This window comes from Pseudomonas putida, assembly GCF_002025705.1.
GTDB classification, from domain to species: Bacteria; Pseudomonadota; Gammaproteobacteria; order Pseudomonadales; family Pseudomonadaceae; genus Aquipseudomonas; species Aquipseudomonas putida_J.
This window is the reverse complement of sequence record NZ_CP018846.1, coordinates 4662332-4684495: the sequence shown is the minus strand read 5'-3', so window position 1 is coordinate 4684495 and position 22164 is coordinate 4662332. Positions and strand designations below refer to the sequence as shown.

Here is a 22164-nt window from a genome sequence, read left to right as displayed (position 1 = left end):
GCAGCGCCTGAAAGGTGACCCATGACAACAGCAACCGCCCAACTGCGGGCCTCCCCCCTGGACGCGCTGCAGCGCTGGCTACCGAAACTGGTACTGGCGCCGAGCATGTTCATCGTCCTGGTGGGCTTCTACGGTTACATCCTGTGGACGTTCGTCCTGTCCTTCACCACCTCGACCTTCCTGCCGACCTACAAGTGGGCGGGCCTGGCGCAATACGCCCGGCTGTTCGACAACGATCGCTGGTGGGTGGCGAGCAAGAACCTGATGCTGTTCGGCGGCCTGTTCATCGCCATCAGCCTGGTCATCGGTGTGCTGCTGGCCGTGCTGCTGGACCAGCGCATCCGCCGCGAAGGCTTTATCCGCACCATCTACCTGTACCCCATGGCGCTGTCGATGATCGTCACCGGTACCGCCTGGAAATGGCTGCTCAACCCCGGCATGGGCCTGGACAAGCTGCTGCGCGACTGGGGTTGGGAGGGCTTTCGCCTGGACTGGCTGATCGACCCTGACCGGGTTGTGTACTGCCTGGTGATCGCCGCCGTGTGGCAGGCATCGGGCTTCATCATGGCGATGTTCCTCGCGGGCCTGCGCGGGGTCGACCAGTCGATCATCCGCGCCGCACAGATCGACGGCGCCAGCCTGCCGCGCATCTACTGGACCGTGGTGCTGCCCAGCCTGCGCCCGGTGTTCTTCAGTTCGCTGATGATCCTGGCGCACATCGCCATCAAGAGTTTCGACCTGGTGGCGGCGATGACGGCCGGTGGGCCTGGTTATTCGTCCGACCTGCCAGCCATGTTCATGTACTCCTTCACCTTCAGCCGTGGCCAGATGGGCATGGGCTCGGCCAGCGCCATCCTCATGCTCGGGGCGATCCTGGCGATCCTCGTGCCGTACCTGTACTCGGAACTGCGGAGCAAGCGCCATGCATAGTTCATCACATGCTCCTGCCGACAGGCCGGCGCTGACCCTGAGCCGCATCGCCATCCATGCCGTGTTGCTGCTTGCCGTGCTGCTGTACCTGGTGCCGCTGGTGGTGATGCTGCTGACCAGCTTCAAGTCCCCGGAAGACATCAGCACCGGCAACCTGCTCAGCTGGCCCACCGTGGTCACCGGCATTGGCTGGGTCAAGGCCTGGGGCACGGTCAGTGGTTACTTCTGGAACTCGATCATGATCACCGTGCCGGCGGTGCTGATCTCAACCACCATCGGCGCACTGAACGGCTATGTGCTGTCGATGTGGCGCTTCCGCGGCTCGCAGCTGTTCTTCGGCCTGCTGCTGTTCGGTTGCTTCCTGCCGTTCCAGACAGTGTTGCTGCCGGCGTCGTTCACCCTCGGCAAGCTGGGGCTGGCCAGCACCACCACCGGCCTGGTGCTGGTGCACGTGGTCTACGGCCTGGCCTTCACCACGCTGTTCTTCCGCAATTTCTACGTGAGCATTCCCGATGCCCTGGTGAAGGCCGCGCGCCTGGATGGCGCCGGTTTCTTCACCATCTTCCGCCGCATCATCCTGCCGATGTCGACGCCGATCATCATGGTCTGCCTGATCTGGCAGTTCACCCAAATCTGGAACGACTTCCTGTTTGGCGTGGTGTTCTCCAGCGGCGACTCGCAACCGATCACCGTGGCCTTGAACAACCTGGTCAACACCAGCACCGGGGCCAAGGAATACAACGTCGACATGGCAGCGGCGATGATCGCCGGCCTGCCAACCCTGCTGGTCTACGTGGTGGCAGGCAAATATTTCGTCCGCGGGCTCACAGCTGGCGCGGTCAAGGGGTAAGTCATGGCAACGCTCGAACTTCGCAATGTGAACAAGACCTACGGCAGCGGCTTGCCGGACACCCTCAAGGATATCCAGCTGTCGATCAAGGACGGCGAGTTCCTGATCCTGGTCGGCCCTTCGGGCTGCGGCAAGTCGACCCTGATGAACTGCATCGCCGGCCTTGAGCACATCACTGGCGGCGCGATCCTCATCGATGATCAGGACGTCAGCGGCATGAGCCCCAAGGATCGCGACATCGCCATGGTGTTCCAGTCCTATGCGCTGTACCCGACCATGAGCGTGCGCGAGAACATCGAATTTGGCCTGAAGATCCGCAAGATGCCCCAGGCAGCCATCGACGAAGAGGTGGCGCGGGTGGCCAAGCTGCTGCAGATCGAGCACCTGCTCGCGCGCAAGCCGGCGCAGCTCTCCGGTGGCCAGCAACAGCGTGTGGCCATGGGCCGGGCGCTGGCGCGGCGGCCGAAGATCTACCTGTTCGACGAGCCGCTGTCCAATCTCGACGCCAAGCTGCGGGTCGAGATGCGCACTGAAATGAAACTGATGCACCAGCGCCTGAAGACCACCACGGTGTATGTCACCCACGATCAGATCGAGGCCATGACCCTGGGCGACAAGGTGGCGGTGATGAAGGACGGCATCATCCAGCAGTTCGGCACGCCGCAGCAGATCTACAACGACCCGGCCAACCAGTTCGTCGCCAGCTTCATCGGTTCGCCGCCGATGAATTTCATTCCGGTGCGCCTGAGCAAGCAGGAAGGGCGCCTGCTGGCGGTGCTCGACAGTGGCCAGGCGCGCTGTGAACTGCCTTTGGGGCCGGCCAGCGATGACCTCGACGGTCGCCAGATCATCCTCGGCATCCGCCCCGAGCAGATCGCCTTGGGTGCAAGCGAGGGTAACGGCCTGCCGGGTATCCGCGCCGAAGTGCAGGTGACCGAGCCCACCGGGCCAGACCTGCTGGTATTCGTCACTCTCAACCAGACCAAGGTCTGCTGTCGCCTGGCGCCGGACATCGCCTGCCGGGAGGGTGACAGCCTGAACCTGCAGTTCGACCCGGCCCGGGTGCTGCTGTTCGACGCCGACAGCGGTGAACGTTTGCACCTGGCCAGCAGCAATACCGCCGTAAAGGACAACGTGGCTCACTTCAAAGGCCGCTAACTCGTCTACACCATCAATAAGAAAAAAGAGGACGCAAAGGGATGGAACAGCGCAATCGCATCAGGACCTTGGGTTCACTGGCCCTGCTCGCCGTGGTCGGCAGCAGTGGCGTTCAGGCTGCCGAGGCATTTTCCAGCGAGTCGAAATGGATGACCGGTGATTGGGGCGGTACCCGCACCGAGCTGCTGGACAAGGGCTACGACCTCACCCTCGACTACGTTGGCGAGGTGGCCGGCAACCTGCATGGCGGCTACAACGACGACAAGACCGCGCGCTACAGTGACCAGTTCGCCCTCGGCGCGCACCTGGACCTGCAGAAGATCCTTGGCTGGCACGATGCCGAGTTCAAGCTGGCGATCACCGAGCGCAGTGGCCGCAACCTGTCCAATGACCGCATCAGTGACCCGCGCGCCGGGCAGTTCAGTTCGGTGCAGGAAGTGTGGGGCCGCGGCCAGACCTGGCGCCTGACGCAGATGTGGGTCAAGCAGAAGTACTTCGACGGCGCGCTTGACGTGAAAGTCGGCCGCTTCGGTGAGGGTGAGGACTTCAACAGCTTCCCCTGCGACTTCCAGAACCTGGCCTTCTGCGGCTCGCAGGTGGGTAACTGGGTCGGCGGCATCTGGTACAACTGGCCGGTCAGCCAGTGGGCGCTGCGGGTCAAGTACAACATCACCCCGGAATTCTTCGTCCAGGTCGGTGCCTTCGAGCAGAACCCGTCGAACCTGGATACCGGCAACGGCTTCAAGCTCAGCGGCAGCGGCACCAAGGGCGCGATCCTGCCGGTGGAGATGGTCTGGTCGCCCAAGGTCAATGACTTGCCGGGTGAATACCGCCTGGGTTACTACTACAGCACAGCCAAGGCCGATGACGTGTTCGAAGACGTCAACGGCAACCCGCAAGCGGTCACCGGGCAGGACTTCAAGTCACACTCGAGCAAGCACGGCTGGTGGGTAGTGGCGCAGCAGCAGGTGACTGCCCGCGGCGGCGACATCAATCGCGGCCTGAGCCTGTTCGCCAACTTCACCGTGCACGACAAGGCCACCAACGTGGTCGACAACTACCAACAGGTCGGCCTGGTCTACAAAGGCGCCTTCGACGCCCGGCCCAAGGATGACATCGGCTTTGGCGTGGCGCGTATTCATGTGAATGACGACGTGAAGAAGCGTGCCGAGCTGCTCAATGCCCAGAGTGGTATCGATGACTACGACAACCCGGGCTTCGTGCCGCTGCAGCGCACCGAGTACAACGCCGAGCTCTACTACGGCTTCCACGTCACCAACTGGCTGACCGTGCGGCCCAACCTGCAGTACATCAAGAGCCCGGGCGCAGTGGACGAAGTGGACAACGCGCTGGTCGCAGGTTTGAAGATTCAGTCGTCTTTCTAAGCCTACTTGTTGTAAATTTACGCCAATCCAAATTCGGCTCCCGGCACCCACTGGCTTGCAGTGGTTGTCGGGGACAGGCCGAGATAGCGCTATCTCAAACAACAAGAGCTTGGAACCATGCCCGAACATCCGCTACATCGCTTCTTTTCCTCGCAGCGGCCCCGGCCGACATTCGAGTGGGAGCGTTACCAGCAGCGCGATGTGCTGATCATCGATCATCCCCGTTGCCAGGCGGTGTTCAGCCGTCAGGGTGCACAACTGCTGCACTTCCAGCCGGCCGGTGAGCGGCCGTGGCTATGGTGCGCCGAGCAATGGCCGCAAGTGGGCGCCATTCGCGGTGGTGTACCGGTTTGCTGGCCCTGGTATGGGCGCCACCCTAGCGAAGACCTGTGGCCGGCCCATGGCTGGGCACGTTTGCTGGACTGGAAGCTGGTGGATAGCCGTGAAGACGAGGAGGGCGTAAGCCTGAAGTGGCGGCTGGACCTGTGCGACTGGCAGGTAGACCTGCACGCAAGGCTTGGCAACCGCATGGAACTGAGCCTGAGCACCGAGCACCAGGACAGCGAGCCGTGCCAGCTGAGCCATGCGCTGCTGGCCTACTGGCGTATCAGTGACGTGTCCGAGATAGCGCTGTCTGGGCTCGAGGACATCGAAGGTTATGATCGCCTGAGCCGCCAGGCCTGCCGTGAGGAGGGCGCACTCAAGTTCAAGGGTGGCTGCCAGAAAGTCTACCCGGGCACGCCGCGCGTGCAGTTACAGGACCCGGCCTGGGAGCGGGAACTGTGCATCGACACCGGCGACAGTGACGACACCGTGGTCTGGCACCCGGGCAATCGGCCGCTGATGGGTGTCAGCGGCCGTGAATGCCAGGGCTTTGTCTGTGTCGAGGCAGCCAGCGGCAGTGGCGAAGGCCTGAGCCTGGCGCCGGGGCAGCGTGCGCACCTGCGGTTGCAGGCACACCGGCTCAGTTGAGTTCGTCGTCCTCGATCGGGTAGCGGCTGGCGTTCAGGCTTTCCTTGATCTTGCGCAGGTGCGGCTGAAAGTCCACGCCGCGGCGCAGGGTCATGCCGGTGGCCAGCACGTCGAGCACGGTCAACTGGATGATCCGCGAAGTCATCGGCATGTAGATGTCGGTGTCCTCCGGCAGCGGGATATGCAGGCTCAGGCTGCAAGCCTGGGCCAACGGCGAACCGGCGGCGGTCAGGCCGAGTACCGAGGCGCCGTTTTCCCGGGCCAGGCGCGCCACCTCGACCAGTTCGCGGGTGCGCCCGGTGTAGGAGATGATCACGAACAGGTCGCCGGTGTGTGCCACCGAGGCCAGCATGCGCTGCATCAGCACGTCGGCATGGGCCGATACCGCGAGGTTGAAGCGGAAGAACTTGTGCTGGGCATCGAGGGCTACCGGGGCCGAGGCGCCGAGGCCGAAGAAGTGGATCTGCCGGGCCTGGATCATCATGTCCACGGCGCGGCTGACCTGCTGCGGGTCCAGTTGCTGGCAGGCGCTGTCGAGTGAGGCGATGGCGCTGCCGAAGATCTTCTGGGTGTAGGCTGCCGGGTCGTCGTCGGCTTCCACCGCACGGCTCACGTAAGCCGCGCCGCTGGCCAGGCTCTGCGCAAGTTGCAGCTTGAGCTCTGGGTAACCGCTGACGCCGAACGAGCGGCAGAAGCGGTTGACGGTCGGTTCACTGACCTTGGCCGCCTGGGCCAGCGCGGCGATGCTGAAGCGGGTGGCTTGTTGCGGGTTGAGCAGGATGACTTCGGCGACTTTGCGTTCGGCCTTGTTCAGCTCGTCGAGGCGGCTCTGGATCTGTTCCAGGAGGTTTCGCACGCGGTCCATGGGTGTGTCCTTGGGTCGGGAAGACAGCCGGCTGTGGGAGCAGCAGGCTTTTTGCACGGTCGTCTATCGTACTGTCGGTGCGATTGGCGTACCACTTGTCTGTAACGCTTGTGTGTAATGTTGTGGTTTTTACTACATTATCCCTTGAAAACCGTGTGTGAAAGCGGTATTCCTAGACCAACTTTAGGAAAGAACCAACATCATGGCTGCGATCAGTGTCGAACCTTGCACATTTGCCCTGTTTGGCGCCCTTGGCGACCTGGCATTGCGCAAGCTGTTTCCTGCGCTCTACCAGCTCGACCGTGCCAACCTCCTGCACGCGGACACCCGCCTGCTGGCGTTGGCCCGCGAGGCCGGCAGCGCCGAGGATCACCTGAACACCATCGAAGCGCACTTGCGCCGGCATGTGGCCGAGGCCGATATCGAGCCTGCCGCGCTGGGGCGTTTTCTTGGTCGCCTGCGCTACCAGCACTTGGACTTCCTGCAGCCCGAGGGCTATGTGGCTCTGGCCGGGCAGCTGACGGGTGAGCAGCCGCTGATCGCCTACTTTGCCACGGCGGCGGCCGTTTACGGTGCCATCTGCGAAAACCTCGACAAGGCTGGCCTGGCGGCGCGCACCCGGGTGGTGCTGGAAAAACCCATCGGCCATGACCTGGAGTCGTCGCGGCGGGTCAACGATGCCGTGGCGCGCTTCTTCCCGGAGAGCCGGGTTTATCGCATCGACCACTACCTGGGCAAGGAAACGGTGCAAAACCTGATCGCCCTGCGTTTTGCCAACAGCCTGTTCGAAACCCAGTGGAACCAGAATTCCATCTCCCACGTGGAAATCACCGTGGCAGAGAAGGTCGGTATCGAGGGCCGCTGGGGCTATTTCGACAAGGCCGGCCAGCTGCGCGACATGATTCAGAACCACCTGCTGCAACTGCTTTGCCTGATCGCCATGGACCCGCCCAGCGAGTTGTCGGCCGACAGCATCCGTGACGAGAAGGTCAAGGTGCTCAAGGCACTGGCACCGATCACCGGCGAGGCTTTGAGCACCAGTGTGGTGCGTGGTCAGTACATCGCCGGTTACAGCGACGGCAAGCCAGTGCCTGGCTACCTGGAAGAAGACAATTCCAACGCCCAGAGCGACACCGAAACCTTCGTTGCCCTGCGCGCCGACATTCGCAACTGGCGCTGGTCGGGCGTGCCGTTCTACCTGCGCACCGGTAAACGCATGCCGCAGAAGCTGTCGCAGATCGTCATCCACTTCAAGGAAACGCCGCACTACATCTTCGCCCCGGAGCAGCGTTTGCAGGTCGGTAACAAGCTGATCATCCGCCTGCAACCGGACGAAGGCATATCCTTGCGGGTGATGACCAAGGAGCAGGGCCTGGACAAGGGCATGCAACTGCGCAGTGGCCCATTGCAGCTGAATTTTTCCGACACTTGGCGCAGTACGCGGATTCCGGATGCCTACGAGCGCTTGCTGCTGGAAGTGATGCGCGGCAACCAGAACCTGTTCGTGCGCAAGGACGAGATCGAGTACGCCTGGAAGTGGTGTGACCAGTTGATTGCTGGTTGGCGTAACGCGGGTGATGCACCCAAGCCTTACGCGGCGGGCTCCTGGGGGCCGATGAGCTCGATTGCATTGATCACCCGTGATGGGAGGGCGTGGTATGGCGATATCTGAACTGAAGCTGCCAGCAACCGTGCAGGTGCACGATCTGGCAGATGCCCGGGCACTGGCCGCAACCTTGGCCCACGACGTGGCCGAGCGCCTGCGCGCAGCCATTGCCAGCAAGGGCCAGGCCTGCGTGGTGCTGTCCGGCGGTCGCAGCCCGGTGCCGTTTCTCGAACAGCTGGCCAATGAGCAACTGGACTGGGCCAAGGTTACCGTCAGCCTGGCCGACGAGCGCTGGGTACCGGTGGAACACGCCGACAGCAACGCCGGCTTGCTGGCTCGCCACCTGCTCAAGGGGGCTGCAGCCAAGGCGCGTTTCGTCGGGCTCTATCAGCAGGCCGAAAACCTCGACGCGGCTGCAGCCAGCGCCGATCAGGCTTTGGCAGAGCTACCGCCAATCGACGTGCTGGTGCTGGGCATGGGCGACGATGGCCATACCGCCTCGCTGTTCCCCAACAGCCCCAACCTCACCGAAGGCCTGGACCCGAGCAGCAAGCGCCGCTGCCTGCCGATGCTGGCCCCGAGCGTGCCGCACCAGCGCCTGTCGATGACTCGCCCACTGCTGGCCAGCGCGGCATTCATCGCGCTGTCCGTGCAAGGCCCGGGCAAACTCGCTACCCTGCGCGCCGCGCTGGCGGGCAACGATCTTTCCGAAATGCCGATTCGCGCCTTTCTTCACGACCCCCTGGACATCTACTGGTGCCCATGAGCCAAGGATCCACTGTCATGACCACCCTTGAACGCCCACAGCCAAAGCTTTCGATGGCGGATAAAGCCGCCCGGATCGATGCCATCTGCGAAAAGGCGCGCATCCTGCCGGTAATCACCATCGCCCGTGAGCAAGACATTCTGCCGCTGGCCGATGCCCTGGCTGCTGGCGGAATCCGCACCCTGGAAGTGACCTTGCGCTCGCAGCATGGCCTGAAGGCCATCCAGGTATTGCGTGAGCAGCGTCCAGAGTTGTGCGTCGGTGCCGGCACGGTGCTCGATCGCAGCATGTTCGCTGCGGTAGAAGCCGCTGGCGCACAGTTCGTCGTCACGCCGGGCATCACCCAGGACATCCTCGAAGCGGGCGTGGACAGCGAGATCCCGCTGCTGCCAGGCATCAGCACGCCGTCCGAAATCATGATGGGCTACGCCTTGGGCTATCGCCGCTTCAAGCTGTTCCCGGCGGAAATCAGCGGCGGCGTGGCAGCGATCAAGGCCTTTGCCGGCCCCTTCGGCGATATCCGCTTCTGCCCGACTGGCGGTGTGAACCCGGCCAACGTGCGCAACTACATGGCGCTGCCCAACGTGATGTGCGTGGGCGGCACCTGGATGCTCGACAGCAGCTGGATCAAGAACGGCGACTGGGCGCGGATCGAGGCGTGCAGTGCCGAGGCGATAGCGCTGCTGGACGCCAACTGAATCTGTTGTGTGCTTTACGGCTTATGGGGTGCTTGGTCGGCGCCCCTTTTTTTTGCCTGAAATTTGTACATTGGCTGTGCCGGCCCTTTCGCGGGTAAACCCGCTCCCACAGGGACCACACAGCTTTTGAGTACTGTGCAGTACCTGTGGGAGCGGGCTTGCCCGCGAAGAGGCCAGTACAGGCAAAAAAAAGCCCGCATCAAGTAATGCGGGCTTTCATTCATCGCTTAGCGCTTAAGCCGCCTTGGCTTCCTGCTGGCTCAGCGAGCGGTTCAGCGCGCTGAACAGTGCCTTGAAGCTGGCCGTGGTGATGTTCTCGTCGATACCCACGCCGTGCACCGGGCGGCCGCCGGCCACACGCAGCTCGATGTAGGCTGCAGCTTTTGCATTGGTGCCGGCACCGATGGCGTGCTCGTTGTAGTCCATGATCTCGACCGATACCGGCAGGCCGGCTACCAGGGCTTCCAGGGCGCCGTTGCCCTTGCCGCGCCAGTGCAGGGTGGTTTCGCCTTCACCGGCGACTTCCACTTCCACGGCGCTGTGGCCGTTTTCTTCCTGCAGGCGGTGGCTGACCAGCGCATACGGGGCGTTGGCCTGGAGGTATTCCTTGTGCAGCAGGCTGTAGATCTGCTGGGCGGTCATTTCCAGGCCCAGGCGGTCGGTTTCACCCTGTACCACCTGGCTGAATTCGATCTGCATGCGGCGTGGCAGGCTGATGCCGTATTCCTGCTCGAGCAGGTAGGTGATGCCGCCTTTGCCCGACTGGCTGTTGACGCGGATTACCGCCTCGTAGCTGCGGCCGATGTCGGCCGGGTCGATCGGCAGGTACGGCACTTCCCACAGCTCGCCTTCCTGCTGCTTGGCGAAGCCTTTGCGGATGGCGTCCTGGTGCGAGCCAGAGAAAGCGGTGTGGACCAGGTCGCCGACGTACGGGTGACGTGGGTGCACAGGCAACTGGTTGCACTCTTCGACCACCTTGCGCACGCCGTCGATGTCGGAGAAGTCCAGCAGCGGGTCGATGCCTTGGGTGTAGAGGTTCAAGGCCAGGGTCACCAGGTCGACGTTGCCGGTGCGCTCGCCGTTGCCGAACAGGCAGCCTTCGGCACGGTCGGCGCCAGCCATCAGGCCCAGTTCGGTGGCCGCGATGCCGGTGCCACGGTCGTTGTGGCAGTGCAGGCTGATGATCACGCTGTCGCGACGGCTGACGTTGCGGCAGAACCACTCGATCTGGTCGGCGTAGATGTTCGGCGTGGACACTTCCACGGTGGCCGGCAGGTTGAGGATGACCTTGTGCTCGGGGGTCGGGTTCCACACCTCGATGACCGCGTCACAGACTTCCTTGGCGAATTCCATTTCGGTGGCGCTGAAGGTTTCTGGCGAGTACTGGAAGGTCCACTGGGTTTCCGGCTGCTGGGCGGCATATTTGACGAACAGCTTGGCCGCGTTCACCGCGATGTCCTTCACGCCTTGCTTGTCCTGATTGAAGACGATGCGACGGAACGACGGGCTGGTGGCGTTGTACAGGTGAACGATGGCCTTCTTCGCGCCGCGCAGCGACTCGAAGGTACGGGCGATCAGGTCTTCACGGGCCTGGGTGAGCACCTGGATGGTGGTGTCATCCGGGATGTGGCCGTCTTCGATCAGGGTGCGCACGAAGTCGAAGTCGGTCTGCGAGGCCGATGGGAACGAGGCTTCGATTTCCTTCACGCCAACCTGCACCAAGGTCTTCCAGAAACGCAGCTTCTTCTCCGAATCCATCGGCTCGATCAGCGACTGGTTGCCATCACGCAGGTCGGAACTGCACCAGATCGGCGCGGCGGTGATGGTTTTCGACGGCCAGGTACGGTCAGGCAGGTCGATGGTCGGGAAAGCGCGGTATTTCTTCGATGGGTCTTTGAGCATGGTCATGGAAGCAATCCTTTTGTGTGCGGCCGAGATCGGGCCTGCCGAGCAATAACGAGATGAAGAGGCGAGGCGACGCGAATCAGCCTGGTAGTCGGGCGCTGACCAGGCAGAGGCTGCGATGTTGTCGGAGCAGGATGAGGGTGCTGAAGGTTTTCATGCCCTCAACCCTAACCAGTGAGGTGGGGGATGGCAAGTGTTCGGAAAAAATTGAGAGGAATGCTTAAAAAAAGCTCGATGGCGAGATTTTATCGCTGAAAACTATTTCAGGTCTTTGAATTCTTGCGCGGTATTTTTCGATGGCGCAACAGAGGGGAAGTGGTGTCGGCTGTGCCGGCCTCTTCGCGGGCAAGCCCGCTCCCACAGGGATTTGTGCAGGCCTGAAGGCAGCACTGGCCCTTGTGGGAGCGGGTTTACCCGCGAAGCAGGCGCCACGGTCTCAAGGCTGGAATGCGCCGATGAAGATAGCTGGATCGACCCGTGCATCGTTCAGGCTGACGTTCCAGTGCATGTGTGGCCCGGTCGCCCGCCCGGTCGAGCCCACGCGCCCGACCACATCACCGCGGCGCAGTTGCTGGCCAACCTGCACGTCGATCTTCGACATGTGGCAGAACATGCTGATGAAGCCCTGGCCATGGTCGACGAACACCGTGCGGCCGTTGAAGAAGTAATCACCCACCAGGATCACCTTGCCGTTGGCCGGGGTCTTGATCGGCGTGCCGGCCGGCACGGCGAAGTCCAGCCCGGCGTGCGGGTTGCGCTCCTCGCCATTGAAGAAGCGGCGCACGCCGAATTTGCTCGACAGCGGCCCGTTGACGGGTTTGTCGAGGATCAGGTTGCTTGGCAATACCGGGCTGAAGCTGCGATACGCCTTGATCTGCTCGGCCAGCTCGCGGTCAATGCGCTTGAGGTCGTCCGGGTTCGGGTTGACCTGGCGGGTGTTCTTCAAGGTGATGTGCTGTTCGGGGTACTTCTTGCTGCCGACACTGAAGGGCAGGGTGCGGCCGCCCTGGGTCAGCATGGCGGTGCCAGGCTTCTGGGTCAGCGGGATGCCGACGATGGCCAGCCAGCTGTCCTGCTCCTTGACCACCAGCACCGGCTTGCCATCGAAGCGCGCGCTCGGCGCCGTTGCTGCCGGGCCGAGGTCGACCACCGCCACACCACCCGGTACAGGTTTGTTCAGGGTGCGGGTGATGTAGCTGGCCTGGGCGCCTGCGGCCAGCAGCATGAGGGAGAGGGCGAGCAGGTGCGCGAGCAGGCGGGGCATGTGTCAGTCCAGTAAAGAGAGGGTGACCGGGGTCAGGTGATTGTCTTCCACGCGTACCTGCAGCTCGCCTTGGTTCAGGCGGGCAGTCAGGCGCTGGCCATTGCGGGTCTGCTCGGCGCTGCGAATGGCCTGGCCATGCTCGTCGAGGAGGATGCTGTAGCCACGAGCCAGGGTCGCCAGCGGGCTGACCACTTGCAGTGTCTGAAGTTGCGCCTGGAAGCGCTGGCGGCGGTCTTTGAGCACTTCACGCATGGCCCGTGGCAGGCGCTCGGCGAGGCTGTCCAGGCGCTGCTCCAGCAGTTTCAGCGTGCGCCCCGGGTGCTGCGCCGCCAAGCGTGTATCCAGCCGAGCGAGGCGCTCGCGGCGCTGATTGAGGTTGAGCATGAACGCGCGGCGCAGGCGCATGTCCAGGTCGTCCAGGCGTTGCGCCTGCTGGCGCAGGCGCTCGCCGGGGTGGCGCAGGCGCCGGGTCAGCGACTCCAGGCGCAGGCGGTCGTGGGTCAGGCGGTTCTGCATGCGCAGCAGCAGGCGCCGTTGCAGGCCGTCGAGGCGCTGCTGCAGGCCGCTGTTGTCAGGGGCCAGCAGTTCGGCGGCGGCCGACGGCGTAGGGGCGCGCACGTCGGCGACGAAGTCGCTGATCGATACATCGGTCTCGTGGCCCACTGCGCTGACGATCGGCGTCACGCAGGCGGCCACGGCACGCGCAACGGCTTCTTCGTTGAAGCACCAGAGGTCTTCCAGCGAGCCACCACCGCGGGCCAGGATCAGCGCGTCGAAGCCCAGCCGGTCGGCCTGCTGCAAGGCGCGCACAATCTGGTTGATCGCCTCGCGGCCCTGCACGGCAGTGGGAATCAGGTTCAGCTCTACCTGCGGGGCGCGGCGGCCGAACACGCTGATGATGTCGCGAATCACTGCGCCGGTGGGGGAGGTGATGATGCCGATGCGTTGCGGATGGGCCGGTAGCGGCTTCTTGCGCTCGGCGCTGAACAGCCCTTCGGCGCCAAGCTTTTCCTTCAGTGCCTCGAAGGCCAGGCGCAGTGCGCCATCACCGGCGGGCTCGACCGTGTCGAGAATCAGCTGATAGTCGCCACGCCCCTCGAACAGCGAGACCTTGCCACGCACACGCACCGCGAGGCCATCACGCAGGGCCTGGCGGACCCGCGTGGCGTTTTGGCGGAACAGCGCGCAGCGCACCTGGGCGCCGCTGTCCTTGAGGGTGAAGTACATGTGGCCGGAGGCCGGGCGGGCGAGGTTGGATATCTCGCCTTCCACCCAGACGCTGCGGAACACGTCTTCCAGCAGCACGCGGGCGCGGCCGTTGAGCTGGCTGACGGTGAGGACCTCGCGGTCCAGGCCGAGTCGTTCGAAGGGGTCTCTGATCATGGCGGGCATCATAAAGGACATCGGCCCCGGTTGTCTGTCCCGGCCCAGTAGTCAGACTTGTCGCGGACCTTGTGGGAGCGGCCTTGTGTCGCGAAAGGGCCGCAAAGCGGCCCCGACAATTTATGTGGCGGAGCTGAAACCCTGGGACCGCTCTGCGGTCCTTTCGCGACGCAAGGCCGCTCCCACAAGGCCGCTCCCACAAATGACCTCGCATAGGCTCAGCTCAGCGCAGTAACTGTGGGTTGGCTTGCCGTCGATGAGGTCCATCAACCCTGCATCGCCGCCACGAACTGATGCACCATCTGCCCCGCATCGCGCCGGCAGGCCAGCGCCACGGTACTTTCGCATGCCCCTTCCAATGCCACGAAGCTGATCGACGCCGGGGCAATGTCCCTCATGCACGCCGGCAACAGCGCCACCCCGAACCCGGCCTGGATCAACTGCAACTGCGTGGTCTTGCGCGACAGCACCTGCGCCGCCCCAGGGAAAAAGCCCGCCGCCATGCACAACGAGGCCGACAGGTAGCTCAGCCCGCCACGGTCCCGGTGCGGAATCGAAATAAAGCGCTCTTCACGCAACTGCTCAAGCTTCACCTGAGCAGCGTCAGCCAGTGGATGGCCAGCGGCAACCGCCAGCAACAATGGCTCGCTGAACAATTGATGCAGCACCACGCCTTCATGCTGGCGCAACACCGGCAAGCGCAACAGGCCGATATCCAGCCGCCCTGCGGCGATATCCTCCAGCTGCGCCTCTGACGATTGCTGGGCAATCTCCAGTGCAATCCCTGGGTTGCCCCGCAGGTAATCGCCCAACCGAGCCAGCAATGGTCCGGTCAGCGGTACCGTGCTGGAGTGGTTCAGGCGCAGGCTGCCTTGCAGCCCTTCGCCAATGTCGCGGGTCACCTGCTCAGCCTGCGTCAGGTCGGCCAGCAAGCGCCGTGCACGTTCCAGGAAGGTCTGGCCGGCCGGCGTCAGGCGCGGCAGGCGCGCGGTGCGCTCGAACAGTGGAGTGCCCAGTTGCTGCTCCAGCTCCTTGATCTGTCGGCTCAGCGCCGACTGGGCGATGTACAGCCGCTCGGCGGCACCGCTGAAGCTGCCGCATTCGGCGATTTCCACGAAGTAACGCAACTGCCGGATCGACGTCATGTCATGCCTTTTCGAGATGGGTGTGGTGCTAAAGGCATATTAGTCGGCATGGCTTACGGCTGGCTAACCTTTGCCTGTCTTCCCAGGAACTGTTGCCATGCTCGCCCAGCTGTCGTTTTCCGGCCTTGACTGGCTGCCCGTCCTGCTCGGTGTCGGCGCTGCCTACATCGTCTTCGGCATTGCCGGCTTCGGCACCGCACTGGTGGCCGGCCCGATACTGATCCACTTCATGCCCCTGTCACGCATCATCCCGCTGCTGGTGCTGCTGGACTTCGTCGCCGCCTTCGGCAACCTGCTGCCGTCACGTCGCGACGTGGTGCGCGGCGAGCTGCTGCGCCTGTTGCCGTGCATGGCCGTGGGTTGCACCCTGGGCGTGGTGTTCCTGCTGCACCTGAAGTCCGACCTGCTGTTGCTGCTAATGGGCCTATTCGTCACCGCCTATGCGATCTATGGCCTGGCGGTGAAGGTGCGGCCGGCCCGGTTGTCGGGCCTCTGGGCGGTGCCGATGGGGACGATTGGCGGGCTGTTTGGCGCTTTGTTTGGCAGCGGCGGTTTCCTTTATGCCATCTACCTGAGCGCACGCCTCGACGTGAAGGAACAGGTGCGTGCGACCCAGAGCGCGTTGATCAGCTGCAGCACCCTCGTGCGCCTGTCGTTGTTCCTGATTGCTGGCGTATATGCCGACACCAGCCTGATGCTGCTCGCTGTCTGTCTGTTGCCGGTGATGTTCATTGGCCTCTGGGCCGGTCGCCGGCTGACCCTGAAACTGTCCCGCGAAGCCTTCGTGCGCCTGGTCACCTGGCTGGTGTTGGCCAGCGGCCTGGCGCTGATCGGTCGCTACCTGAGCGGCTGAGCGGTAGAATTGCAGGATTACCGCAGTCCGCAGGCCGCTTCGTTCATGAACACCCAGAGCATCATCGTCCCCAAGCTGTCCACCGTGCCCTCGCATGAGGCCCGTTCGCGGGCCATCCTGCGCTGGCTGGTGCGCGAGAAGATCGTCGAAGAACAACTGACCACCTGCGGGCGCACCGGCAACCGCATGGGCCATGCCCTGGCCGAGGGGGCGCGCAAGGTCGCCCTGCACCCGGATAAGCTGCCGTTTGGCGAACAGGCCAATGGCCTGGAAGTGATGCTCAAGCGCTGCATCTATACCCCGACCGAGGGCTTCCTCGAGGAAGCCGGTTGCCCGGAGTGCCGGCGCGAGGTGGGCGAGCCGCTGTTCGAAAGCCTGGAAGAGTGGATGCCGGCGGTGAGCGACAACTTCACCTGCCCGCTGTGCGGCCATGAAGACGACATCAATGGCTTCATTTATCTGCAGCCATGTGCCTTTTCCAACCTGGGGTTCATCTTCAACAACTGGGGCGAGGCCGGGTTTACCCAGGCCTTTCTCGACAGCTTCGCCGACTGGCTCGACCAGCCAGTGGCAGTGGTGCAGGTAAAACTGCCACAAGGCTGACCGAAGGCCCTTATTTTGCATTGAGCGGCGCGCCGTGGATGAGTATAATGGCGCGCTTCCATTTTTCCCGCCCGGGAGCCCCCGCGATGCTGCGTATCAGCCAAGAAGCCCTGACCTTCGACGATATCCTCCTTGTACCTGGCTACTCCGAGGTACTGCCCAATGAAGTCAGTCTCAAGACCCGTTTGACTCGTGGCATCGAGCTGAACATTCCGCTGGTTTCCGCTGCCATGGATACCGTGACCGAAGCGCGCCTGGCCATCGCCATGGCCCAGGAAGGCGGCATCGGCATCATCCACAAGAACATGACCATCGAACAGCAGGCCGGCGAAGTACGCAAGGTCAAGAAGTTCGAGGCTGGCGTGGTCAAGGACCCGATCACCATCGAGGCTGACGCCACCGTGCGTGACCTGTTCGACCTGACCCGCCTGAACAACATCTCTGGCGTTCCGGTACTGGCGAACGGCGACCTGGTCGGCATCGTCACTTCCCGTGACGTACGCTTCGAAACCCGTCTGGACGCCAAGGTCCGCGACGTGATGACGCCGAAAGAGCGTCTGGTCACCGTCCGTGAAGGCGCCGACAAGAACGAAGTCCGCGAGCTGCTGCACAAGCACCGTCTGGAAAAAGTCCTGATCGTCGACGACAAGTTCAACCTCAAGGGCATGATGACCGTCAAGGACATCGAAAAGGCCAAGGCCTACCCGCTGGCCAGCAAGGACGACCAGGGTCGCCTGCGCGTCGGCGCTGCGGTCGGCACCGGCAAGGACACTGGCGAGCGCGTTGCCGCACTGGTTGCTGCCGGCGTTGACGTGGTTGTGGTCGACACCGCTCACGGTCACTCCAAAGGTGTTATCGACCGCGTTCGCTGGGTGAAAGAAACCTACCCGCAAGTGCAGGTGATCGGTGGCAACATCGCTACTGGCGCCGCGGCCAAGGCCCTGGCTGAAGCCGGCGCCGACGCCGTCAAGGTCGGTATCGGCCCAGGCTCGATCTGCACCACCCGTATCGTTGCAGGTGTCGGCGTGCCACAGATCAGCGCCATCGCCAACGTCGCCGCTGCACTGGAAGGCACTGGCGTGCCACTGATCGCCGACGGCGGCATCCGTTTCTCGGGTGACCTGTCCAAGGCCATCGTTGCCGGCGCCTCCTGCGTGATGATGGGTTCGATGTTCGCCGGTACCGAAGAAGCACCGGGCGAAGTCGAGCTGTTCCAGGGCCGTTCCTACAAGGCCTACCGCGGCATGGGCTCGCTGGGTGCCATGGCACAGGCGCAAGGCTCGTCCGACCGTTACTTCCAGGACTCCTCGGCCGGCGCCGAGAAGCTGGTACCGGAAGGCATCGAAGGCCGCGTTCCTTACAAAGGCGCCCTGGCCGCGATCATCCACCAGCTGATGGGCGGCCTGCGTTCGTCCATGGGCTACACCGGCAGCGCAACCATCGAAGAGATGCGCACCAAGCCGGAATTTGTACGCATCACCGGTGCCGGCATGGCCGAGTCCCACGTGCATGATGTGCAAATCACCAAAGAAGCCCCTAACTACCGCGTAGGCTGAGGCTTCCAGCAACATTAGCAAGCGGGGCTGTCATGACAGCCCCGCGTCGTTTCCGATTTCCACTGACGAGATTGAGTCATGGCCCTCGACATTCACGCTCACCGCATCCTGATCCTCGATTTCGGTTCCCAGTACACCCAGCTGATCGCCCGCCGCGTGCGCGAAATCGGCGTGTACTGCGAACTGCACCCGTTCGACATGGACGATGAAGCGATCCGCGAATTCAACCCGCGCGGCATCATCCTCGCTGGCGGCCCCGAGTCGGTCCACGAAGCCAACAGCCCACGCGCCCCACAGGCGGTGTTCGACCTGAACGTGCCGGTCCTGGGCATCTGCTACGGCATGCAGACCATGGCCGAGCAGATGGGCGGCAAGGTCGAAGGTTCCGACCTGCGTGAGTTCGGTTATGCCCGCGTTGACGTGGTCGGCAAGAGCCGCCTGCTCGACGGCATCGAAGACCACGTGGACGATGACGGCGTGCTGGGCCTGGACGTGTGGATGAGCCACGGCGACAAGGTCACCCAGATGCCGGGCAACTTCCACGTGCTGGCCAGCACCCCGAGCTGCCCGATCGCCGGCATGTTCGACGACTCGCGCGGCTACTACGGCGTGCAGTTCCACCCGGAAGTGACCCATACCAAGCAGGGCGGTCGTATCCTGTCCCGCTTCGTTCAGGACATTTGCGGCTGCGAAGCCCTGTGGACCCCATCCAACATCGTCGAAGACGCCATCGCCCAGGTGCGTGAGCAAGTAGGTTCGGCCAACGTCCTGCTGGGCCTGTCCGGCGGTGTTGACAGCTCCGTGGTTGCCGCACTGCTGCACCGCGCCATCGGCGACCAGCTGACCTGCGTATTCGTCGACAATGGCCTGCTGCGCCTGCACGAAGGCGACCAGGTGATGGCCATGTTCAAGGAGAACATGGGCGTCAAGGTGATCCGCGCCGACGCTGAAAAGCAGTTCCTCGACAACCTGGAAGGCGAAGCCGACCCGGAGAAGAAGCGCAAGATCATCGGCCGCACCTTCATCGACATCTTCGATGCCGAGGCCAGCAAGCTGGACAACATCCAGTTCCTCGCCCAGGGCACCATCTACCCGGACGTGATCGAGTCGGCTGGCGCCAAGAGCGGCAAGGCCCACGTGATCAAGTCGCACCACAACGTCGGTGGCCTGCCAGAGGAAATGAACCTCAAGCTGGTCGAGCCGCTGCGTGAACTGTTCAAGGACGAAGTGCGCAAGATCGGCCTGGAGCTGGGCCTGCCGTACGACATGGTCTACCGCCACCCGTTCCCGGGCCCGGGCCTGGGCGTGCGCATCCTGGGTGAAGTGAAGAAGGAATACGCCGACATCCTGCGTCGCGCCGACCACATCTTCATCGAAGAGCTGCGCAAGGCCGACTGGTACCACAAGACCAGCCAGGCATTCGTGGTGTTCCAGCCGGTCAAGTCGGTTGGCGTCGTTGGCGATGGCCGTCGCTACGCCTGGGTCGTGGCCCTGCGTGCCGTCGAGACCGTGGACTTCATGACCGCGCGCTGGGCACACCTGCCGTACGAGCTGCTGGAGACCGTCAGCGGCCGTATCATCAACGAAATCGACGGCATCTCCCGCGTCACCTACGACGTGTCGAGCAAGCCGCCAGCCACCATCGAGTGGGAGTGATCGTTAGCCGGTACTGACCGGCAAGCGCTTGCTGAAAACGCCAAGGGCCCGCACTCGTGCGGGCCCTTGGCGTTTGTGCACGGCGTTGAGGTTAAATGGCTGATGCCGCCTCGGCGGCGGGCGCGTCTGGCGAACGCACAACCCAGTCGCCTTCGGCCGTCGTTTCCAGTTGCGGCACCCTGGATGGGGTTGCCGCCGTGGCTTGGGCGAAAGCGCTCAACTGCTCGATCAAGCGCTGAGGCAGGCCCACGATCTCACTGACCTGTTCGTTGTCGATGCCGCCTCTGAGTGCGCGCATCGCCGTTTGAACCTGCCTCTCGCGGATGGCAATGTCACGCATCCTCGATTGGCTCTGGTCGATGAGAACCGCCTTGGCCAGGCTCGCCTGCCTTAGCAGTTCAGGGAAAATCGCTTGCATGCGCTGGCGCTGCTCACTCACCGCCTGGGCGGTACTGCCACCATGGACCTGTTCGCCAAGGCGTTCGGCCAGCCCCGCGATCTGGGCAAAATGCGTTTGCAGCACGAGCGTATTGCCCTGCGTATCGATCAACTGGTCTTGCCCGTCAGGGCCTTGCTGCGAGAGCGGCACATACAGTTCGCGCATTTGCGCGACCATCTGTTCGAATGTCTCGTGAACGCTTTGCAGGTACTTGTCGGCTTCGCGGGCATATTGCTCGAGCTGATCCTGCAGCGCTTGCATTTGCGCAATGGAGCGCGAGCTCATGAACAGCTCGAATGCGGTCATGAACATGCCGAAATAGCGCGCCGTGGCGGCGAGCCGGTTTACCCATTGCGCAGCGCTCGAGAGTTCGGCGGTGCCCGCCACGGTGGTTACCGGGCGATTGGCGGCCCCGATCACGGTCATCTCGATGCCAGGCTGTGTCAGTGGCGCAGATGAAAGCATCTGGCTGAACGACAGCCGACGAAGCTCGCCGATGAACAGGGTGGTGCGTAGCGCATTGAGGCTGAAGGACAGCGCTTTCTTGGTGCCGCCACCCGCTGAGTAGAGTGTGCGCCAGCTATCGACCGGGAGCTTGAGGCTCGGTTGGTCGGGCGGGGCGACGCGATTCATGGTCTTGATTTCCCGGCCTAGCTGCTCCGCCACGTCCTGCAGGTAGCTGCTGGCCGCCTGGCCGAACGCTTGGCAATCGCCAAGGCTCTGCTCAAGGCATTTGAGGCGCAAGGACGCCAGTTTGAGGGCTTGGGTGCGCTGCCCGGAGGCCTTTTCGTGAAAGCTCTGGATGACGTAGCTCACGCCTTGGGTGATGTCGTTGAATAGGGTCATGATGCTTGTTCCTTGTAGGGGCGGCAGAAAGCGAAGGCGCGCAACGCCTCGCGCGCGCAGCGAGCGCGAGGCGTACCTGGGATCAAGCGTCGATCAGCTCGAGGTTACCCTGTTTGTTCATGAACAGATTGGGGGCTGTTACTGCTTGCGGATGTTGCTCCACATAGGCAGCCAATTGATCGAGCAGGCCAGGCTCCAGCTCGACCGTGTCAGCGACCTCCTCCAGCGGCCGTTTGCGGCGTAGCATCTTGAACGCCATGCGCACCTGGTCCTGAAGCGTTGCCAGCACTGTCATGCTCTGGGTGAGGGCAGGCACCAACACGGCCTTGAGTGTCGCTTGGTTTTGCACCAGGCGAAGCCGCACATCCTGGAATGCCTTGTCATCGGTGGCATTTTGCTGGGTGATGAGTTCGGTGAGGCTTTCGATGTCGGCAAGGAAGTCTTCGAGCAGAAAATCCCGCTCGGGCGCGCCAGGCAGGCGTACGACATGCTTGCCGTTTTCCACCTTGGTGACGCCTTCGTAGGTGGCCCGCAATGCCCCGCACAGCGCCAGCAGCTCGACCTTGATCTGCTTGAGCAGCGTGTCCAGTTCCTGAATGTTGCTTTCCACTTCTTTCTGCGCGTTGCGGATGTTAGCCACTTCGATGCCTTGCAGCACCGTTTGCAGCGCCGCCGCCACCAACCCTGCATAGAAGGCGACCTTGCCGACCATGTTGGTGACCCGCAGTGCGGTGCTGGCAGTTTCGGTGACTTCGCTGGCTACCGTGGCCACGTTGGCCCCGGCGTTCAGCCGCGCGATGCCTTGAATCAGCACCATTTCAACCTCGGCCCCCGAGGCGACTGCGTTGACCGGTGTCGAGGACACCCGCCCCATCAGCGACCACAAACGGGAGGTGCCAATGGCGAGGTACGAGCCGGTGGCCACGACGCTGGTGATTCCCGAGGTGAACAGCGAGATGCGCTTGCCGATGTCCACGCCTTCAGCGAAGGCGCCGGTGGGTTCGACATGGAAAATGTTCTTGAACTGTTGCGCCTGCAGCAGCAGATGCTGGATGACTTCGTTGTAACCGGCGGTCAGAAGCCCATACAGAATCTGTACGTCGCGAATGTCCTGCTGCATGAACCTCAGCTGCTGGCACGTCTGCTCGAGGCGCTTTTTGCGCTCGCTGGTAAACAGCTCATGCCAGCCGGCCACTGCATCGTTCAAGCCGATCATGATGCTGTCGCCGATACCTGTCTCGATTGCTACTTCACTCATTGCGCGATCACTCCTGTTGAACGTTG

19 protein-coding genes are annotated in these 22164 nt (G+C 63.1%); 12 read left to right on the top strand and 7 right to left on the bottom strand.

The features are described from left to right. Nucleotides 1-21 precede the first annotated feature (21 nt). From BUQ73_RS21265 to BUQ73_RS21245, 5 genes are all read left to right on the top strand, one after another. The gene (locus BUQ73_RS21265) at nt 22-930 is read left to right on the top strand and encodes a carbohydrate ABC transporter permease (protein ID WP_027920162.1); all 909 of its coding nucleotides are present in this window, start codon (nt 22-24) and stop codon (nt 928-930) included. Continuing rightward, nucleotides 923-1780 carry a carbohydrate ABC transporter permease gene (locus tag BUQ73_RS21260; protein ID WP_079229558.1) on the top strand — a complete coding sequence of 286 codons (858 nt, stop codon included), beginning with the start codon at nt 923-925 and terminating at the stop codon, nt 1778-1780. The genes BUQ73_RS21265 and BUQ73_RS21260 overlap by 8 nt, the downstream gene beginning before the upstream one ends. Nucleotides 1781-1783: 3 nt before the next feature. Then, a complete protein-coding gene (locus BUQ73_RS21255) occupies nt 1784-2938 on the top strand; it encodes an ABC transporter ATP-binding protein (RefSeq protein WP_079229557.1) in 1155 nt (384 codons plus the stop codon). A gap of 41 nt (nt 2939-2979) precedes the next feature. Beyond that, nucleotides 2980-4323: a carbohydrate porin gene (locus BUQ73_RS21250; protein ID WP_079229556.1), complete on the top strand. Its 1344-nt coding sequence runs from the start codon at nt 2980-2982 to the stop codon at nt 4321-4323. Between the two features lie 117 nt (nt 4324-4440). Further along, a complete protein-coding gene (locus BUQ73_RS21245; RefSeq protein WP_079229555.1) occupies nt 4441-5295 on the top strand; it encodes a D-hexose-6-phosphate mutarotase in 855 nt (284 codons plus the stop codon). On the opposite strand, the gene hexR is transcribed toward BUQ73_RS21245, so the two are convergent. Then, entirely contained in the window at nt 5288-6151 is an 864-nt protein-coding gene (hexR, locus tag BUQ73_RS21240) for a DNA-binding transcriptional regulator HexR (RefSeq protein WP_192858729.1), read from the bottom strand. The genes BUQ73_RS21245 and hexR overlap by 8 nt on opposite strands. 211 nt (nt 6152-6362) lie before the next feature. Here hexR and zwf point away from each other — a divergent pair, with 211 nt between their 5' ends. Genes zwf through BUQ73_RS21225 form a run of 3 tightly spaced genes read left to right on the top strand, consistent with a single transcriptional unit; the run spans nt 6363 to nt 9230 of the window. Beyond that, nucleotides 6363-7832: a glucose-6-phosphate dehydrogenase gene (gene zwf / locus BUQ73_RS21235; RefSeq protein WP_027920156.1), complete on the top strand. Its 1470-nt coding sequence runs from the start codon at nt 6363-6365 to the stop codon at nt 7830-7832. Next, a complete protein-coding gene (pgl, locus tag BUQ73_RS21230; RefSeq protein ID WP_079229553.1) occupies nt 7819-8532 on the top strand; it encodes a 6-phosphogluconolactonase in 714 nt (237 codons plus the stop codon). The genes zwf and pgl overlap by 14 nt, the downstream gene beginning before the upstream one ends. 17 nt (nt 8533-8549) lie before the next feature. Continuing rightward, nucleotides 8550-9230 carry a bifunctional 4-hydroxy-2-oxoglutarate aldolase/2-dehydro-3-deoxy-phosphogluconate aldolase gene (locus BUQ73_RS21225; RefSeq protein ID WP_079229552.1) on the top strand — a complete coding sequence of 227 codons (681 nt, stop codon included), beginning with the start codon at nt 8550-8552 and terminating at the stop codon, nt 9228-9230. 234 nt (nt 9231-9464) lie between these two features. Here BUQ73_RS21225 and leuA read toward each other — a convergent pair whose 3' ends face one another. The 4 genes from leuA to BUQ73_RS21200 form a co-directional block, all read right to left on the bottom strand. Further along, nucleotides 9465-11138 carry a 2-isopropylmalate synthase gene (gene leuA, locus BUQ73_RS21215; protein WP_079229550.1) on the bottom strand — a complete coding sequence of 558 codons (1674 nt, stop codon included), beginning with the start codon at nt 11136-11138 and terminating at the stop codon, nt 9465-9467. Nucleotides 11139-11571: 433 nt separating this feature from the next. After that, entirely contained in the window at nt 11572-12399 is an 828-nt protein-coding gene (locus BUQ73_RS21210) for a M23 family metallopeptidase (RefSeq protein WP_079229549.1), read from the bottom strand. 3 nt (nt 12400-12402) lie between these two features. Continuing rightward, nucleotides 12403-13782, bottom strand: coding sequence for an exodeoxyribonuclease VII large subunit (gene xseA / locus BUQ73_RS21205; protein ID WP_079229548.1), 1380 nt, complete (start codon nt 13780-13782; stop codon nt 12403-12405). A 266-nt stretch (nt 13783-14048) separates the two neighbouring features. After that, nucleotides 14049-14927, bottom strand: a complete 879-nt coding sequence (locus BUQ73_RS21200; RefSeq protein WP_079229547.1) for a LysR family transcriptional regulator — start codon at nt 14925-14927, stop codon at nt 14049-14051. A gap of 97 nt (nt 14928-15024) precedes the next feature. Here BUQ73_RS21200 and BUQ73_RS21195 point away from each other — a divergent pair, with 97 nt between their 5' ends. From BUQ73_RS21195 to guaA, 4 genes are all read left to right on the top strand, one after another. Beyond that, nucleotides 15025-15780: a sulfite exporter TauE/SafE family protein gene (locus tag BUQ73_RS21195; protein ID WP_079229546.1), complete on the top strand. Its 756-nt coding sequence runs from the start codon at nt 15025-15027 to the stop codon at nt 15778-15780. 45 nt (nt 15781-15825) lie between these two features. After that, nucleotides 15826-16383 (top strand): hypothetical protein, encoded by a 558-nt coding sequence (locus BUQ73_RS21190; protein WP_060484620.1) that lies wholly within the window; start codon nt 15826-15828, stop codon nt 16381-16383. Nucleotides 16384-16469: 86 nt separating this feature from the next. Then, nucleotides 16470-17939: an IMP dehydrogenase gene (guaB, locus tag BUQ73_RS21185; RefSeq protein WP_012270723.1), complete on the top strand. Its 1470-nt coding sequence runs from the start codon at nt 16470-16472 to the stop codon at nt 17937-17939. Between the two features lie 78 nt (nt 17940-18017). Beyond that, nucleotides 18018-19595, top strand: a complete 1578-nt coding sequence (guaA, locus tag BUQ73_RS21180) for a glutamine-hydrolyzing GMP synthase (RefSeq protein ID WP_079229545.1) — start codon at nt 18018-18020, stop codon at nt 19593-19595. Nucleotides 19596-19686: 91 nt separating this feature from the next. Here the strand turns inward: guaA and BUQ73_RS21175 are convergent, their stop codons facing one another. Further along, on the bottom strand, nt 19687-20850 hold the full coding sequence (locus BUQ73_RS21175) for a hypothetical protein (protein WP_152031592.1): 1164 nt from the start codon (nt 20848-20850) through the stop codon (nt 19687-19689). 112 nt (nt 20851-20962) lie between these two features. Continuing rightward, nucleotides 20963-22138 (bottom strand): hypothetical protein, encoded by a 1176-nt coding sequence (locus tag BUQ73_RS21170; protein ID WP_079229543.1) that lies wholly within the window; start codon nt 22136-22138, stop codon nt 20963-20965. Nucleotides 22139-22164: the final 26 nt, after the last annotated feature.

Coding starts and splice junctions, on each gene's coding strand:
- BUQ73_RS21265 (WP_027920162.1), top strand. CDS start 22: ATGACAACAGCAACCGCCCAACTGCGGGCCTCCCCCCTGGACGCGCTG.
- BUQ73_RS21260 (WP_079229558.1), top strand. CDS start 923: ATGCATAGTTCATCACATGCTCCTGCCGACAGGCCGGCGCTGACCCTG.
- BUQ73_RS21255 (WP_079229557.1), top strand. CDS start 1,784: ATGGCAACGCTCGAACTTCGCAATGTGAACAAGACCTACGGCAGCGGC.
- BUQ73_RS21250 (WP_079229556.1), top strand. CDS start 2,980: ATGGAACAGCGCAATCGCATCAGGACCTTGGGTTCACTGGCCCTGCTC.
- BUQ73_RS21245 (WP_079229555.1), top strand. CDS start 4,441: ATGCCCGAACATCCGCTACATCGCTTCTTTTCCTCGCAGCGGCCCCGG.
- zwf (WP_027920156.1), top strand. CDS start 6,363: ATGGCTGCGATCAGTGTCGAACCTTGCACATTTGCCCTGTTTGGCGCC.
- pgl (WP_079229553.1), top strand. CDS start 7,819: ATGGCGATATCTGAACTGAAGCTGCCAGCAACCGTGCAGGTGCACGAT.
- BUQ73_RS21225 (WP_079229552.1), top strand. CDS start 8,550: ATGACCACCCTTGAACGCCCACAGCCAAAGCTTTCGATGGCGGATAAA.
- leuA (WP_079229550.1), bottom strand. CDS start 11,138: ATGACCATGCTCAAAGACCCATCGAAGAAATACCGCGCTTTCCCGACC.
- BUQ73_RS21210 (WP_079229549.1), bottom strand. CDS start 12,399: ATGCCCCGCCTGCTCGCGCACCTGCTCGCCCTCTCCCTCATGCTGCTG.
- xseA (WP_079229548.1), bottom strand. CDS start 13,782: ATGATCAGAGACCCCTTCGAACGACTCGGCCTGGACCGCGAGGTCCTC.
- BUQ73_RS21200 (WP_079229547.1), bottom strand. CDS start 14,927: ATGACGTCGATCCGGCAGTTGCGTTACTTCGTGGAAATCGCCGAATGC.
- BUQ73_RS21195 (WP_079229546.1), top strand. CDS start 15,025: ATGCTCGCCCAGCTGTCGTTTTCCGGCCTTGACTGGCTGCCCGTCCTG.
- BUQ73_RS21190 (WP_060484620.1), top strand. CDS start 15,826: ATGAACACCCAGAGCATCATCGTCCCCAAGCTGTCCACCGTGCCCTCG.
- guaB (WP_012270723.1), top strand. CDS start 16,470: ATGCTGCGTATCAGCCAAGAAGCCCTGACCTTCGACGATATCCTCCTT.
- guaA (WP_079229545.1), top strand. CDS start 18,018: ATGGCCCTCGACATTCACGCTCACCGCATCCTGATCCTCGATTTCGGT.
- BUQ73_RS21170 (WP_079229543.1), bottom strand. CDS start 22,138: ATGAGTGAAGTAGCAATCGAGACAGGTATCGGCGACAGCATCATGATC.